Raw genomic sequence first — 15,759 nt, 5'->3', positions numbered from 1 at the left:
CGTCCTTCCAGCGTATGAAAGTGGGACCAACTCAACTCAGGGATGGTTCAACTGCCTTCGCGCCAGGCCCGCCACAGTCGTGCGTACCGTCCGCCCAGGGCCACGAGCTCCTCATGGGTCCCCTGCTCCACCACGCGCCCCTCGTCCAGCACGGCGATCCGGTCCGCCGCCATCGCCTGGGTCAGCCGGTGCGCCACGTACAGCGTGGTCCTCCCCGCGCAGGCGGCTCGTACGGACCTCTCCAGCTCGGCGGCGCCCTCGCTGCCCGCCTCCGCGGTCGACTCGTCGAGCACGACGACCGGTGCCCGGTTCAGCACCAGCCGGGCCAGGGCGATCTGGGCGACCTTCGTGACGTCCAGACGCTCGCCGCCCTCGCCGACCGTGGTGTCCAGCCCGTCGGGGAGCGCGGAGACCCAGTGTCCGGCGCCGACGGTACGCAGGGCGTCCATCAGCTCTCCGTCGGTCGCTCGGGGTGCGGCCAGCCGCAGGTCCTCGGCGAGCGGGCCGGAGAACACGTGCGTCTCCTGCGTCAGGATGCTGACCAGAGCGCGCGCGCCCGCCTCGTCCATGCCGGCGAGGTCGTGCGTCCCGACGCGCACCGAACCGGCCTGCGGGCTCCCGATGCCGGCGATCAGGGCGGCGAGGGTCGACTTGCCCGCTCCTGTGGCCCCCACCAGGGCGAGGGAGGCGCCTGCCGGGATCGTCAGGCTGACGTCCCGCAGGACCGGCTCCTCGGCACCGGGATAGGTGAAGGTCAGCCCCTCCACCGTCACCGGGTGGTCCGTGGCGTCCGCCGACGCCACGGAGGCATCGCCCACCAGCCGGTCCTCGGTGGACTCCCCCAGCACCCCGACCAGCCTGGTGAGGCTCGCGCCCGACTTCTGCGCCTCGTCGAAGGTGAACATGATGGCGCCCAGGGGCGTGAACAGCCGGTGGAACATCAGCGGCGCCGCCGACACCTCGCCAAGGCTCGCGGCGTCGGCCTCCAGGAGGACGTATCCCACCACGAGGATCAGGACGAGCCCGATGAACTCGGCACGGTTCTCCCGGCCGACGAACCGGCCGAAGATCCGGAAGACGTCGATGCCGAGGTCGCGTACGCGCCACGACTTGACGGTGACCTGCTCGCGGAAGGCGCCCTCGAGGCGGTACGCCCGGACGGTGTCGATCCCGTTCAGTCCGCTGATCAACGCCTGCGCACGGTCGGCCTGAGCCGCTCTCTGCCGCTGGTACAGCGGGGCGGACCGGGGAAGATACCAGCGCAGCGCCAGCGCGTACGCGGGCAGCGCGCCGGCGCCCGCCAGACCGAGCCTCCAGTCGAGCCCGAACATCCCGACCGTGGCGATGACGACCAGCACTCCGGCCGAGAACACCGTGGGGACGGCCGTACGGATTCCCCTGGACAGCACGGCCACGTCGTCGCCGACCCGGGACAGCACGTCGCCCCGGCCGACCTGTTCGACCCGTGCGCTGGGCATCCCCAGCACCGCCCGGACGGCGGCTTCCCGCAGCCGCGCGAGAAGGTCCGCGCCCAGCCGCCCGATCAGGTACGTCGATACGGCGGTGGCCGCCGCGCCGAGCAGCGCGGCGGCGCCCATGAGGATTCCGATCGTGACCAGGACCGAGCGTCCGTCGCCCTCGACCACGCCGTCGACCACCCGGCCGAGCAGGAGCACCGGAAGCACCTGGAGCGCCGCCCCGGCCACCGTGGTGAGCACGGTGGCGGCCGTCAGCCACGGCACTTCGCGGCAGCGCGCTGCGACCCACCGGGTGGACTCGCCCCCGGCTGCCGTGCGCAGGGTGGCCGGGGCGGCGAGAGTGGCGGTGCCGCTCACCCGGGCACCGGTCCGGGGCGGCGACGGGGCCGGGCGGCGTGTGTCACTGGTCGGCCGACTTGACGAGCTCGTCGATCGCGTACGGCAGGGAGAGCAGGGTGCCCTGGGAGAGAGCCGCACCGACCGCCGGGCCCTCGCTGTCCAGCAGGTACGAGACCTTGCCGTCCTTGACCGCGGACAGGTTGTCGAACAGCTCGAACTTCTTCAGCGCTTCCGTGTCCGCCTTGTCGTTGATGACGAAGATGCGGTCGACGTCGATCAGGTCGACGCGCTCGGGCGAGAGCTCGGTGGAGAACTGGCCGCCGGCGACCTTGTCGATCTGGGTCGCGCCCTTGTAGCCGATTCCCGTCAACAACCGTCCGCGTACGTCGGTGGTGGTGAAGGCCGAGATCGAGTCCTTGTACCAGGACACCGCGACGGCGGTCTCCTTCCCGAACTTCGGGTTCGCCTCACGCGCGGCGTCGAGCTTGTCCTGGATGCCCTTGACCAGCTCGGTGCCCTCGTCCTCCTTGCCGAGCGCCTTGGCGATGTGGACCGCGTTGTCCTGCCACGGAGCGCTGAACAGATCCTTCTCGCCCTTGGTGCGGCCCACGGTGGGAGCGATCTTGGAGAGCTTGCCGTAGGCGGCCTCGTCGATCTCGGAGTAGACCGCGATGATGAGGTCGGGCCGAAGGGCGGCGATCTTCTCGTAGTTGGGGCCCGCGTCGCCGTTCTTCATGACGACCTCGGGGCGGGCGTCGCCCCACTTGTCCTTCACCCAGGGCCACTGGGTGTTGATGTCGGGGGACTCGCCCGCCGGGTTCGGGTACTGGTCGACCATGCCGACCGGCTTGATGCCGAACGCCAGGACCGCCTGGTCGTCCGTGTAGCCGACGGTGACAACGCGCTCAGGCGCCTTGTCGACCTTCGTGGATCCGAACGCGTGCTCCACCGTCACCGGGAACTTACCGCCGGCGGCAGCCGGGGCCTTGTCGCTCGTCCCTTCCTCCGAGCCGGAACCGCATCCCGCGAGGAGGCCGACGCCGAGCGTCACGGCAGTGAGGGTCGCCGCCAGCCGCCGCCGTGACTTCCGAAACGTCGATCTGTGGAAGAGCATCCGAGAATCCCCTGCTTTCGCGCTGTCCGCTACACCCCGTACAAGGGCAGGCAAACCTTATCCAAACGAGGTGAGGTTAGCCTAGCCTAACTGGCGTATTTCATTGCCGAGAACCTCAGTTGAGCTGCACGTGCGTTCGGCCGATGGGCACGATGAGCGGGCGGTCCCCCACCGGGTCGTCGATCACCTTGGCCCGCAGCCCGAACGCCTCCCGCAGCAGATCGGCCGTGATCACGTCACGCGGGTGCCCCTGCGCCAGGATCGCCCCCTCCCGCATGACGACCAGATTGTCGCTGTAACGGGTGGCCAGATTGAGGTCGTGCAGCACCATGACCACGGTGCGGCCCGACTCGTGCAGGTCGTCCACCAGATCGAGCACGTCGATCGCGTGGGCGAGGTCCAGGTACGTGGTCGGCTCGTCCAGCAGGAGCAGGTCGGTGCCCTGAGCCAGCGTCATCGATATCCACACGCGCTGGCGCTGCCCCCCGGACAGAGAGTCGACGGCGCGGTCGGCCAGTTCGGAGACACCGGTCATGGCCAGCGCGCGCTCCACGACGGAGGCGTCGTCGGACGACCACTGCCGCAGCCAGCTCTGGTGCGGGTGGCGCCCTCTGGCCACCAGGTCGGCCACCGTGAGCCCTTCCGGCGCCACCGGGGCCTGCGGCAGAAGACCGAGCTTCCTCGCCACGTCCCTGGTCCGGAGCTTGACGATGTCCTCGCCGTCCAGCACGACCGCACCCGCGGTCGGCTTGAGCAGCCGTGTCAGGGTGCGCAACAAAGTCGACTTCCCGCAGCCGTTGGGGCCGATGATCGTGGTGATCAGTCCGGGCGGGACCGTCACGTCGAGACCGTCGATGACGGTCCGGCCGCCGTAGCCGACCGTGATGCTCCTCGCCGCCAGTCGCGAGACGCCGTCGACCGCCGAATCGGTCCTCGTGATGTGCTCAGCGCCCACAGGTTCCCCCGTTGCCCGGTATGTACGGTCGTGTTCGTCGGTCATCTGAGGTTCGCCCGCACCAGCAGATATACAAGGAAGGGCCCGCCGATCGCGGCCGTGACCACGCCGACCGGGAGGGTGACCGGCAGCGCCGAGCGCGCGATCAGGTCCGCGCCGATCAGCAGCAACGCGCCCACCAGGCCGGAGGCCACCAGTGGAGGCGTCGGGCATCTGACCAGGCGCATGGCGACCTGCGGCGCCACCAGTGCCACGAACGGGACCGGGCCCGCGGCGCTCACCGCAGCGGCGGCCAGCAGCACCGCGCACAGGAGCAGGACCGCCCGCACCCTCGAGAAGCGGACGCCGAGCCCCGCGGCGACCTCGTCGCCGAGGTGCAGGGGCTTGAACTGGAACGCGGCAGCCGCGACGACCGCCATGAGGACGAGCGTGCACCAGAAGACCACCCGGACCTCGTCCCACGACCGGTTGTCCAGCGACCCGACCAGCCACGCCTGTGCCCGCGCCACGTCCCTGATGTCCGCCGCGGTCAGGAGCCAGGTGGTGACCGCCTCCATCATGGCGGTCACCGAGATGCCGATGAGGATGAGCCGGAAACCGTCGATCCCGCGCCGCCACGCCAGGAAGTAGACCAGCAGCCCTGTGCAGAGGCCGCCCGCGAGCGCCGCCGCCGACATGCCCACGGTACTGACGACCGCGGCCGCGGTCCCGCCCGACACGGTCACGAGGAACACGGCGACAGCGCTGGCTCCCCCGGTGATACCCAGAATGTCGGGGCTGGCCAGTGGGTTACGGGCCACGGACTGTGTGATCGCCCCGGACACGCCCAGAGCGATTCCCACGAGAAGCCCCGCCAGAGCACGCGGCATCCGCAGGTCCATGATCACGAACTCGTCCACCTGCTCGCCCCGGCCCAGGATCGTGGCGATCACCCGGGAGAGGCCTATGGGGAAGTCGCCGACCCCGATGGACAGACAGAACACCAGGAAGGTGAGCGCCGCCAGCAGCAGGGTGACGCTCACCATCCAGGGTCGCCAGACGAACGACACCTGGCCGAGCCGCACGCCGGGCGTCACCCGCCGCTCCACATCGGTCCCGTTCATGCGCTCCTGAACTTTCCTCGCCACACGAGAACCGCGAAGAACGGGGCGCCGAGAAGGGCGACGACGATACCCGCGTCCAACTCGCCCGGCCGCACCACCACGCGGCCCACGATGTCGCAGACCAGAAGGACGACGGCTCCGAGGAGACCCGCGTACGGCACCAGCCAGCGATAGTCCGGCCCGGTCAGATACCGGGCGACGTGGGCCACCATCAGCCCGAGAAACGCGATGGGGCCGCAAGCCGCCGTCGCCGCGCCCGCGAGCAGGGTGATGGCGACGATGCCGACGGTCCTGCTCAGTGCGATGTTCACGCCCAGCCCCCGCGCCACGTCGTCCCCCAGGTTGAGCAGGTTGAGGGAGGGCAGCGTGGTCAGGGCCAGCACCACTCCGACCGCGACGAACGCAGTGACCGGCCAGATCACTTCGAAGCCGACGCCGGCCACGGAGCCCGCGTTCCAGAACCGCAGCGCGTTCAGCGACTTCAGGTCCGACAGCGCGACCGCCGTGGTCATCGCCGCGAGGAACACCGTGATCCCCTGGCCCGCCAGCGCGAGCGTCAGCGGATTGCCGGCCCCCCGGCCGATACTGGACAACCCGAACACGACGACACCGGCGACCGCCGCGCCGAGGAAGGCGAACCAGACGTACTGGAACGGGTCGGCGAAGCCGAAGACGGCGATCACGGTCACCACGGCGAACGAGGCCCCGGAGTTCACGCCCAGCAGCCCCGTGTCCGCGATCGGGTTGCGTGTGTACCCCTGGATCAGCGCCCCGCCGATGCCCAGCGCGACGCCCGCGACGATCGCGAGCACCGTCCGGGGGACCCGCACGGTCCGCACGATGAGCCTGATCTCGGTGAGGCGCTGGTCGGGGTCGGGCGCGGCGAACAGCCCGTGCCACACCTCCGCGGGGCTCAGCGACCGTGCCCCGACGGCCAGCGACGCGGCGACCCCGATCACGAGGATCGCCACCAGAGCACCCAAGCCCAGAACCCGTCTTCGGCGGGCCTCTGTCGTGCCCCTGGGAGCGGGCCGCTCCACTGCAGTCGTGCTCATGGCGACGTACGATATCCCTTTGATCTACGCGGTACGCATCGGCAGTTGGGCGCCTGGCGCCGGCCTGGAGGTGGAGCCGTGCGGTCTAGCAGGCGGTGCCGCCGGTATTCTCCGCGACCAGCCGGGCCTCGTCGGGTTCGTCCTTGACGCCCCGGCCGAGCAGCGAGTCCAGGATCTCGCCGACCCGTATCGCGGTGTTGGACAGCAGGGCCGACGTGATGCCGTGCGTGTGCTCCGTGCCGCCCTGTAGGTAGATGCCGCAGTTCAGGCCGGGACCGGTCGCGATGCGATAGTCGCGCTCGACGCGTACACGCCCGTCCTCGTCGCGGAGGCAGCGGTCCGCGACCTCGCCGAGCAGGCCGAGGGGATCGACGGGACTGTAACCGGTGGCGAACACCACGACGTCGGCGTCCAGGACGATCTCCTCACCTGTGACGAGGGACTTCACCGTGGCTCGGACCATGTCCGCTTCCTCCTCGACGGCTGCGAGCCGGGAGACGTTGAGGAAGCGCAGCCGCTCGGTGCCGAGGACCTTCTCCTGGTACGTCTTCCTGTACAGGTCGTCGATCAGGTCGATGTCCACCACGGAGTAGTTGGTGTTGCCGTGGTAGTCCATCAGCCTGCGCTTGACGCTTCCGGGCGCGGCGAAGTACTCGTCGACAGCCCCGGGGTCGAAGATCCGGTTGGCGAAGCCGCTGTCGTCGGCCGGGCTGTAGCCGTAGCGCGAGAAGACCGCGCAGACCTCGGCCTCCGGGAAGCGGCGGTGCAGGTAGGCGACGTTCTCGGCCGCGCTCTGCCCGGCGCCCACGACGACGAACCGGGAGGGCGAGGTGCCCTTCAGGCCTTCCACCTTCGCCAGCAGGTCGGAGTTGTGCCAGACACGGTCACCGCGCTCCACCCCCTCGGGCATGAGCGGCCGCAGCCCGGTCCCGATGACCACGTTGCGGGCCCGGTGGGCCACGAGCCCCTCGGCCGAACGGACCGTCACGTCCAGGTACTCCACGACACCGTCGCGTACGACAGGCGTGACGCCGACGACCTCGTGGCCGTAGGAGACCATGGCATCGACCTTGGCTGCGGCCCACTCGAAGTAGTCGTGGAACTCGACTCGGAGGGGGAAGAGGCTCTTGTGGTTGATGAAGTCGACCAGCCGGCCCCTGCTCTTGAGGTAGCAGAGAAAGCTGTACTCGCTGGCCGGGTTCCGGAGCGTCACCAGGTCCTTGAGGAAGGACACCTGCATGGTCGCGTCGTCGATCAGCATCCCGCGGTGCCAGCCGAAGCGCGGCTGCTGTTCGAAGAAGCGGGCGGTGACCGCCTCGTGCGCGCCCGCCCCCGTGTTGTGCTCGCCGATGGCGATCGCCATGGCCACGTTGGACGGTCCGAAACCGATGCCGATGAGGTCGTGGACCTGTGGTGCGCCGTCAGGCCGATCCTGTGACATGTCACTCCCGTCGTGCGGTGAAGCCGCCCGGAGGCGCGGGGTGCCGAGGGCCGGGCACACCGAGCGGAGCGACCCGTCGCAATTTAGGTGAGCCTAAGCTCATCTTCGGGAGCTGTCGATAGGGCGCAGCAAGCACGGCGACCGGCGACCCTGCCGACGAGCACTCAGTGAACTCCTGCTGCGCACGAGGCAAGCCACGCTTACTGAGCTGCCGTCAGCCCTGCGCCGAGGCGGATTCCCGCGGGTCGCCATGTTCGGATACCGGACCCGCGGGCACCGCCCTCCTGGACTCCGAGCGCGACGTGGTGCCGGTCGTGACGTGTCGCTCGTCCTACGGCAGAGCGACGGCACCGGGGTCCTCGCCGGCCCATGACCTCGCGCCCCACTTCACCTCGGGCCGGGCGGCCCGCCCACGACTCCTCGGCCTGGGGGCAGTCGCGCGACACTCCCTGTTCGCACCCGCGTACGGGCCGAGCTGCCCGCGGCAGCCGTCCGGTCCGGTGGCTGTGCGTAACGGGAGGGGGCGGTTCACTTCCACATAAGGGCAGGCTAACCTAAGGTGCATGAGAGCTGGTGAGAGCACTTCCCGCGCTGTGGATGCCCCCATGGCTGCCGGTCTGCCACGTGCGCGTGGTCACGGACTGTCCGCCGACGGGGTGACCGTGGCGTACGGGCGGGTCGACGTCGTACACGAGGCGGCCATCGCCCTGCGACCGGCAGAGGTGACCGCGCTCGTGGGCCCCAACGGCAGCGGGAAGTCGACCCTGTTGCGCACGCTGGCCCGGCTTCAGACCGCCCGCGCCGGCTCGCTCACGGTGGGCCCTGGCACGGACGGGGCCACGGACGGCTTCGCGCTCGGGGCCCGCGAGTTCGCGCGTCGCGTCGCGCTCCTGACACAGTCCCGGTCGACGCCGGGCGGGCTCACCGTCCGGGACGTGGTCGACTTCGGCCGCTACCCCTACCGGGGCCGCTGGGGCCGTCCCGATCCCCGCGGCACCGCAGCGGTGGACCGGGCCCTCGGCCTCACCGGAGTGGAGGACCTCGCCGGGCGGGGCGTCGAACAGCTCTCCGGCGGGCAGCTCCAGCGCGTGTGGCTGGCGAGCTGTCTCGCGCAGGAGACGGATGTCCTGCTCCTGGACGAACCGACCACCTACCTCGATCTCCGCTATCAGGTCGAACTCCTCGATCTGATCCGCGATCTCGCCGACGCCCACGGCATCGCCGTGGGCGTCGTCCTCCACGACCTCGACCAGGCCGCGGCGGTCGCCGACCGCGTAGCGCTGCTGCACGCGGGACGCATCGTCGCCGACGGTGTGCCCGAGGACGTGTTCACGCCGGACCTCCTGTCGGACGTCTACGGCATACGCATCGACGTGGACACCGATCCCTCGACCGGCCGGCTCCGCACCCGCGCGATCGGCCGCCACCATTCCAGAACCGAAAGGCTCAGCACCTCCTCATGAGACGCCGCATCCTCGCCACGGCCACCGTCGCCGTCGCCGCCCTGTCCCTGGCCGCCTGCGGGACCACGGAGCCCTCCTCCGACGATTCCGCGGCTTCGGCGAAGTCAGCCGGGAAGATCACCCTCACCGACGCCAAGGGCACGAAGGTGACCCTCGACGGCCCCGCCACGAAGGTCGTCGCCACCGAGTGGAACGTGGTCGAGGACCTGATCACCCTCGGAGTCGCCCCCGTGGGTGTCGCCGACGTGAAGGGCTACACCGCGTGGAACACCGCGGCCCCGCTCACTGGAGACCCCAAGGACATCGGCACCCGCGGCGAGCCGAGCATCGACACCGTCGCGGCTCTCGCACCCGACCTCGTGGTCGCCACCAGTGACCTCGCGCCGGCGGTGGTGAAGCAGCTCCGTAAGGTCGCACCCGTCCTGGAGGTCACGTCCGCCGACGCCGCCGACCAGATCGGCACGATGACACAGGGCCTCGACCTCATCGCGAAGGCCACCGGCAAGGAGGACCGGGCGGGCACCGTCAAGAAGGACTTCGAAGCGAGCCTCGCCGAGGGCAGGAAGGCCCTCGCGGACGCCGGCCTCGGCGGCGCCGAGATCGCTTCGGCGGACGGCTATGTCGCGTCGAATCAGGTCTCCGTCCGCGCCTTCACCGGCGGGTCCCTCCTCGGCGCCGTCAACGAGCGTCTGGGGCTCAAGAACGCCTGGACCGTCAAGGGTGACGCGAGCTACGGCCTCGCCACCACCGACGTCGAAGGGCTCACCGGCCTCGGCGACGTCCAGTTCTCGTACATCGCGAACGACGTCGACGGCGACCCGTTCACCGGCACTCTCGCGAAGAACGCCGTGTGGAAGTCGCTCCCCTTCGTGAAGGACGGCAACGTGCACCGGCTGCCCGACGGCGTCTGGATGTTCGGCGGCCCCCGCTCGATGGAGGCGTACGCCGACTCCCTCGTCGACGCGCTGACGAAGTAGCGCGCCGTGGCCGTCATCGACAGGACCGCGGTGGGCCGTGACCGCACCACCGCGGCCACGACGGGCGCGGTCGCCGTGGCGGCCGCGCTCGTGCTGCTGGTCACCGTCCTCGCCGCCGTCGACATCACCCAGGGCACCGCCGACGTCGGAGCGTCGGAGGTCTGGAACGCGATCGTCGGAAAGGCCGAGGCGGGGGACGCCTCCGTGGTGGTCGCCTCCCGGCTGCCGAGGATGGTGGCCGCCGTCCTCATCGGACTGGCACTCGGCATGGCCGGCTCCGCCCTCCAGGCGGTCAGCCGGAACGTCCTCGCCTCACCCGACACGCTCGCCGTGAACGCCGGCTCCTACCTGGCGCTCGGGGTGCTCGCCGTCACCGGCACCACCCTCCCGCTCCTCGCCTCGTCAGGGGCCGCGTTCGTCGGCGGACTCGCCGCCGCGGCCGTCGTGCTCGGGCTGTCCGGGCTCGGCAAGGGCACCGTCCGTCTGGTTCTCGCGGGCAGCGCGCTGGCCCTGGGGCTGAACGCGGCGACCGAAGCGCTGCTCCTGCTGTTCCCTCAGCAGACCGAGGGGCTCTACCGGTGGAACCAGGGAAGCGTCGGCCAGAACGGCTTCGACGGTGTCATCCAGATGGCCCCGGTCATCGCCGTCGGCCTTGTCGGGCTGATGCTCGTCGCCCGACGCGTCGACGCCCTGGCCCTGGGCGACGACGCGGCCCGTGGGCTGGGCGTGCCCGTCCGTGGGACCCGGGTCACCACGGTCGTGCTCGCCACCCTGCTCTCCGCTGCAGCGGTCACGCTCGCCGGCCCGATCGGGTTCGTCGGCCTCTGCGCGCCCGCGCTCGTACGGCCTCTCATCCGGCGCTTCCGGGGGCTCGCCCGCTCCCGGGTGAGCCTGCCCGTGGCGGGGCTCGTGGGGGCCGCGCTCGTGCTGGGCTCGGACGTGCTGCTGCGCGCGTTCGTGCCCGCCGACACCGCCGTCGAGGTGCCGACCGGCGTCGTCACGACCGTGGTCGGCGGGGTGTTCCTCGTCGTGATGGCGCTCCGTACCCGTGACACCGCGGCGGCGGACGCGCCGGACCGGCTGCGGATCCCCGGACGGACCGCGTTCCTGGTGACCGTGGCCGTGCTCGCCGTCGTCCTCGTGGGCGTGCTGGTGGCGGCGGTACTCCTCGGCGACTCGAAGCTGCTGCTCGGAGACGTCGTGAACTGGGCGCAGGGCAGGGCGGGCCGTGTCGTCACGTTCGTCCTCGACACCCGGGTGCCCCGGGTGACGGCCGCGCTCCTCGCGGGTGCCGCGTTGGCCCTGTCCGGCACCCTGGTGCAGGCCGTGACCCGCAATCCGCTCGCGGAGCCGGGCGTCCTGGGGGTCTCCGGAGGCGCCGGTCTCGGCGCCGTCCTGCTGGTGACCACCGCGCAGTCCGCCGGTTCGTGGGAGGTTGCGGGAGCGGCGTTCGGCGGGGCCGCCGTCACCGCGTCGCTCGTCTTCGGGCTGGCCGCACGGGGCGGTTTCCGGCAGAGCAGGCTGGTGCTGCTCGGCATGGGGGTGTCCTCCGCCGCGGCGGCGCTGATCAGCCTGATCATCGTGCTCAGCGACCCGTTCGACACGACGAAGGCCCTCACCTGGCTGTCCGGTTCGACGTACGGACGGAACATGCCCGATGCGCTGCCGGTGGCCGTCGTGCTCGTCGTCGGCATCGTCCTGGCGGTGGTGCGCCGACGGGAACTGGACCTCGTCGCGCTCGACGAGGACACCCCGAGGCTTCTGGGCCTCGGTCTCCCCCGGGCACGTCTCGGTTTCCTCGTGGTCGCCGTCCTGCTGAGCGCCTCCGCCGTCGCGGCCGCGGGCACGATCGGCTTCGTCGGGCTGGTCGCCCCGCACGCGGCGCGCGCCCTCGTCGGCCGGCGGCACGTGCGGGTGGTCCCGGTCTCGCTCCTCCTCGGTGCGGTGCTGGTCTGCCTGGCGGATCTGGCGGGGCGCACGGTGATCGCCCCGGCCCAGCTCGGGGCCGGTCTGATGACGGCAGTCATCGGTGCGCCGTACTTTCTCTACCTGCTGGTCCGCACGCGCCGATGAGACCGGGCGGTGCGGGCTCCACAGACCGGAGCCCGCACCGCCGACCGTCCACCGCCGCGCCCGCGGGACGCGTTGCGGCCGATGCGGACGTGGAGGGTGCGGCCCGGTCCCCTCCTGGACAGAATCAGAGGCACATCCGCCTTCGTCCCTCAGCAGGAGTGCACCGTGTCCATCCGCCGCGTCGTGCCGGACATCCGTTCAGAGGCCATGGAGGAGAGCCGGGGGTTCTACGGACTCCTGGGGTTCGAGGAGGTCATGAACCTCGGGTGGGTCATGACGCTCGCCTCTCCTTCCAACCCCACGGCGCAGATCACCTTCATGAGCCACGACAAGGCGGCCCCGGTGGTGCCGGACGTGAGCGTGGAGGTGGACGACGTGGACGCGGCTTACGCGGTGATGCGGGCGAACGGCGCCGAGATCGTGCACCCGCTGCAGGACGAGGAGTGGGGTGTGCGCCGGTTCTTCGTCCGTGACCCCAACGGCCGCGTCGTCAACGTGGTGGGCCACCGATGATCCGGCTGCCCAGACGCCGCCACCTCGCCTGACCATGCGCCGTTCGTGCGAAAGAGGCCGACGGCTCGCGCGTCCGGAGCGGCAGGAGGAGGACTTCTCCACCGGATGCGCCACTGTTGCGGGCGGAGCGCGCCGAACCCGCCGCTCCGGGTCCCCGTACGTCCGGAGGTGTCGCGTGACCGGCCTTCAGCTGTCGGTCGTCGTGCCCTGCTTCGACGAGGCCGAGGGCATCGGGTCCTTCCACGTGGCGTTGACCGCCGTCCTGGAACGGCTCAAGGAGCCCTTCGAGATCTGTTACGTGGACGACGGCAGCAACGACCGCACACGGGTGATGCTCAACGCGTTCGCCGCCCAGGACGAGCGGACCAGGTACACGGCGTTCAGCCGGAACTTCGGCAAGGAGGCCGCCATGCTCGCCGGGCTCCGCATGTCGCGGGGCGCCGCCGTGGTGATCATGGACGCCGACCTCCAGCACCCGCCCGAGCTCATTCCCCGCATGCTCGAACTGCACCGCCACGGTTACGACCAGGTCATCCCGCGTCGTGACCGCTCGGGCGAGGGCATGGTCCGCAGCACACTCAGCCACGCCTACTACGCGGTCGTGCGCCGCTGTGTGGACGTGGAGCTCCTCGACGGGACCGGGGACTTCCGGCTGCTGTCGCGGCGGGCGGTGGAGAGCGTCCTGTCCATGCCGGAGAGCAACCGTTTCTCGAAGGGGATCTTCTCCTGGATCGGCTTCGACACCGTCAGCTTCCGCTACCGGAACAGCGAACGTGTGGCAGGCCGCTCGAAATGGGGCAGCCGGCGGCTGCTGAACTACGGCATCGACGGACTCCTGTCCTTCAACAACCGCCCGCTCCGCCTGGCCATCTACACCGGCTTCTGGGTCTTTCTCTCGGCCCTGGCCTACGCGGTGTGGACGGTGGTGACCGTGGTGCTGCACGGCGCGGACACTCCGGGCTATGCCACGCTGCTCACCGCGGTGGTGGCACTCAGCGGTATCCAGCTGGTGACCCTAGGGGTCATCGGCGAGTACGTGGGGCGCATCTACCACGAGGCGAAGCACCGACCGCCGTATGTGGTGCGGGAGACCGACGAGAGCTGTCCCGTGCCGTCGGACCGCCCTCCGCCCGCGGTGACCGCGCCCGTCTCCCCCCGGGGTCGCACCGCGCGCCAGTTCGCCAGTTTCGTCCTGGTGGGATGCGTGAACACAGCTGTCTATCTGGGTGTCTACGCCGTCCTGAACCGCTGGATTCCTTATCTGGTCGCCCATGTCCTCGGATACGCGGTCAGCATCGTGTGCTCGTTCCTGCTCAACTCCTACGTCACCTGCCGTACGAAGCCGACATGGCGCGCCTTCGTGCGCTATCCCGTGTCGAGCCTGGTGAACCTCGTGGCTTCGGGCGCTCTGCTCTACGGGGCGGTCAGCGGCCTCGGCATGGACAAGAACCTGGCCGCGCTCGTCGCCGGTGTCCTCGTCACGCCGGTCTCCTTCCTGCTGGCCCGGTGGGCGATCATGTCGGGCCGCCGCGAGGCCCCCACCCCGGCCGGGCGGCCCACGCAGCAGCCCGAGCCGCCCGTGGGCGCGCCGGTCCCCGACCTCCCCGTCCGCGCCTCCGAGGACCGGTGAGCGCGGATGTCCGACAGCACACCGGAGTCCGCGGCCCCTGACCGGCCGGACGCCACGGTGCACGACCCGCGGGGTCTGCCCGGGCGTCCGCAGCACGGCTCCCGGCCACGCACGCGGACCTCGCTCTGGCTGACCGCCCTCTCCCTGCCGCCCCTGGCCCTGCTCGCCGCGGCAGCGTGGTTCGGGCGGTCGGTCCGTCCCGGCGCGGACGACTGGTGCTTCCTGCCCACCGTGCGGGACCACGGCGTCACCGGCCTCGTCGGCCGGTTCTACTTCGACGACAACGGGCGGGTCGTCAACGCCGTACTGGTCGGCGCCTACGCGAAGTTCCAGGTCGCGGGCCACCAGTGGTTCGGCCTGGTCACCGGTGTGCTGACACTGGCGGTGCTGTGGGCTGCGGCCGTCCTCGCGCTGCGGCGTCTCCGGCTCACCGTGCCGCGGGGGCTGCCCCTGCTGGTCGCGGCCATGACGACCGCACTCTTCCTGTTCGTCACGCCCAACACGTACAAGACGTTCTACTGGCCGGCGGCGTCCGTCTCGCACACGATGCCGCCCGTGCTGGCCTGTGCCGCGCTGCTTCCGTTCCTGGTGGCCCGTACGCCCCGTGGCAGGGGCGCGGCCGTCGCCGTGGCCCTCGTCGCCTGCCTGGCCATCGGCACGCTCTCGGAGGAGACCGCGATCGTCGTGGCGGTGCTGCTGGTCACCGTCCTCGTCCTCAGCGGCCGAGTTGCCGCCGGCCCATTAAGGCGCTTCCTCCGCCTCTGGTGCGCGGCCGGCCTCACCGGGGTCGCCGCCGGGGCCCTCGTCCTGATCACCTCACCCGGCTCGAACGCCCGGCGTGACCGGTTCGGGGCGGGTACGACGTCCATGGTCGCGCCGGAGTCGCTCGTCGCCTCGTTGCGCGGATTCGCGGAGATCGCGCTGACCGTGGCCACCACGTGGCAGTACGTCGGGGCGGTGGCGGTGGGGGTGCTCCTGGGCCTGCTGTGCCGGCGCCCGGACAGGAGTCCGCCCGGCCCGCCCGCCCACTGGCCTCTGACGGCCTGTGCGGCGGTGGCCGCGCTCCTCGTGTCCGGCTTCCTCTGCACGGTCGTGGCCTATCCGGTGTTCCAGGGCCGGGTGAGTGATCCGAGCGCCAACCGGCTCTGGAACGACTACCTGTTGGTCTACGTGGCCCTGCTCGTCGCTGCCGGTGCCCTTCTGGGGCTGGCCGCCCGGCAGCGGGCGAGGAGGACCGGCCCCCTGCAGGCCGCGTGCGCGGTGCTCTGCGTCCTGGTCTGCTTCGGGCCGGCCGTCGCACTGCTCGACCTCGACACGAACATGCGTGCTCGGGCCGGGGAGTGGGATGCCCAGGACCGACGGCTGCGCGAGGGGGCGAGCGCCGGCGCGACGGTCCTTCCGTACGAGCGACTCGTGATCAGTCAGATGCTGGAGCCGTTCAGCCGACGTGGGCGCTCGTACTGGCCCGGAGGATGCGTCGCCGACTACTACCGGATCGACCGCGTCACCGACGCGACCCGGTCCCCCGGCCGCGGGTAGGACGGACGAGCACCGTTCCGGGCACCGGCGCTTCTGCGCCCGTCCCCGCGCCGCCCGGTCCCGGGAATCGGTAACACGC

The 15,759-nt window shown here is 71.0% G+C and carries 12 protein-coding genes; 6 read left to right on the top strand and 6 right to left on the bottom strand.

From position 1 onward, the window contains the following. Positions 1–47: 47 nt before the first annotated feature. From ACIQM3_RS19770 to ACIQM3_RS19745, 6 genes are all read right to left on the bottom strand, one after another. Positions 48–1,835, bottom strand: a complete 1,788-nt coding sequence (locus tag ACIQM3_RS19770) for an ABC transporter ATP-binding protein (protein ID WP_401625844.1) — start codon at positions 1,833–1,835, stop codon at positions 48–50. A 43-nt stretch (positions 1,836–1,878) separates the two neighbouring features. Beyond that, positions 1,879–2,931: an iron-siderophore ABC transporter substrate-binding protein gene (locus tag ACIQM3_RS19765; protein WP_401625841.1), complete on the bottom strand. Its 1,053-nt coding sequence runs from the start codon at positions 2,929–2,931 to the stop codon at positions 1,879–1,881. A gap of 115 nt (positions 2,932–3,046) precedes the next feature. Further along, positions 3,047–3,886: an ABC transporter ATP-binding protein gene (locus ACIQM3_RS19760; RefSeq protein ID WP_401625838.1), complete on the bottom strand. Its 840-nt coding sequence runs from the start codon at positions 3,884–3,886 to the stop codon at positions 3,047–3,049. Positions 3,887–3,927: 41 nt separating this feature from the next. Beyond that, complete coding sequence (locus tag ACIQM3_RS19755; RefSeq protein WP_401625835.1) at positions 3,928–4,989, bottom strand: FecCD family ABC transporter permease; 1,062 nt, start codon at positions 4,987–4,989, stop codon at positions 3,928–3,930. Further along, on the bottom strand, positions 4,986–6,044 hold the full coding sequence (locus ACIQM3_RS19750; protein ID WP_401625832.1) for a FecCD family ABC transporter permease: 1,059 nt from the start codon (positions 6,042–6,044) through the stop codon (positions 4,986–4,988). Before ACIQM3_RS19750 ends, ACIQM3_RS19755 begins: the two co-directional genes overlap by 4 nt. A gap of 85 nt (positions 6,045–6,129) precedes the next feature. Then, the gene (locus tag ACIQM3_RS19745; protein WP_401625831.1) at positions 6,130–7,485 is read right to left on the bottom strand and encodes a lysine N(6)-hydroxylase/L-ornithine N(5)-oxygenase family protein; all 1,356 of its coding nucleotides are present in this window, start codon (positions 7,483–7,485) and stop codon (positions 6,130–6,132) included. A 563-nt stretch (positions 7,486–8,048) separates the two neighbouring features. Here ACIQM3_RS19745 and ACIQM3_RS19740 point away from each other — a divergent pair. From ACIQM3_RS19740 to ACIQM3_RS19715, 6 genes are all read left to right on the top strand, one after another. Beyond that, positions 8,049–8,948 carry an ABC transporter ATP-binding protein gene (locus ACIQM3_RS19740; protein ID WP_401625828.1) on the top strand — a complete coding sequence of 300 codons (900 nt, stop codon included), beginning with the start codon at positions 8,049–8,051 and terminating at the stop codon, positions 8,946–8,948. Continuing rightward, a complete protein-coding gene (locus ACIQM3_RS19735) occupies positions 8,945–9,925 on the top strand; it encodes an ABC transporter substrate-binding protein (protein WP_401625825.1) in 981 nt (326 codons plus the stop codon). The genes ACIQM3_RS19740 and ACIQM3_RS19735 overlap by 4 nt, the downstream gene beginning before the upstream one ends. 6 nt (positions 9,926–9,931) lie before the next feature. Next, a complete protein-coding gene (locus tag ACIQM3_RS19730; protein ID WP_401625822.1) occupies positions 9,932–11,998 on the top strand; it encodes an iron ABC transporter permease in 2,067 nt (688 codons plus the stop codon). Between the two features lie 165 nt (positions 11,999–12,163). Continuing rightward, positions 12,164–12,511, top strand: coding sequence for a VOC family protein (locus tag ACIQM3_RS19725; RefSeq protein WP_401517272.1), 348 nt, complete (start codon positions 12,164–12,166; stop codon positions 12,509–12,511). Positions 12,512–12,686: 175 nt separating this feature from the next. Further along, on the top strand, positions 12,687–14,141 hold the full coding sequence (locus tag ACIQM3_RS19720) for a glycosyltransferase (protein ID WP_401625819.1): 1,455 nt from the start codon (positions 12,687–12,689) through the stop codon (positions 14,139–14,141). 6 nt (positions 14,142–14,147) lie between these two features. After that, entirely contained in the window at positions 14,148–15,680 is a 1,533-nt protein-coding gene (locus tag ACIQM3_RS19715) for a DUF6056 family protein (RefSeq protein ID WP_401625816.1), read from the top strand. Positions 15,681–15,759: the final 79 nt, after the last annotated feature.

The organism is Streptomyces sp. NPDC091271, assembly GCF_044757505.1.
In the GTDB taxonomy this organism is placed as follows: domain Bacteria; phylum Actinomycetota; class Actinomycetes; order Streptomycetales; family Streptomycetaceae; genus Streptomyces.
This window is presented reverse-complemented; position numbering and strand designations above follow the sequence as displayed.

Excerpts from the sequence above, each read along its gene's own strand:
- ACIQM3_RS19765 (WP_401625841.1), bottom strand. The coding sequence starts at position 2,931 with ATGCTCTTCCACAGATCGACGTTTCGGAAGTCACGGCGGCGGCTGGCG.
- ACIQM3_RS19755 (WP_401625835.1), bottom strand. The coding sequence starts at position 4,989 with ATGAACGGGACCGATGTGGAGCGGCGGGTGACGCCCGGCGTGCGGCTC.
- ACIQM3_RS19750 (WP_401625832.1), bottom strand. The coding sequence starts at position 6,044 with ATGAGCACGACTGCAGTGGAGCGGCCCGCTCCCAGGGGCACGACAGAG.
- ACIQM3_RS19745 (WP_401625831.1), bottom strand. The coding sequence starts at position 7,485 with ATGTCACAGGATCGGCCTGACGGCGCACCACAGGTCCACGACCTCATC.
- ACIQM3_RS19740 (WP_401625828.1), top strand. The coding sequence starts at position 8,049 with ATGAGAGCTGGTGAGAGCACTTCCCGCGCTGTGGATGCCCCCATGGCT.
- ACIQM3_RS19735 (WP_401625825.1), top strand. The coding sequence starts at position 8,945 with ATGAGACGCCGCATCCTCGCCACGGCCACCGTCGCCGTCGCCGCCCTG.
- ACIQM3_RS19715 (WP_401625816.1), top strand. The coding sequence starts at position 14,148 with ATGTCCGACAGCACACCGGAGTCCGCGGCCCCTGACCGGCCGGACGCC.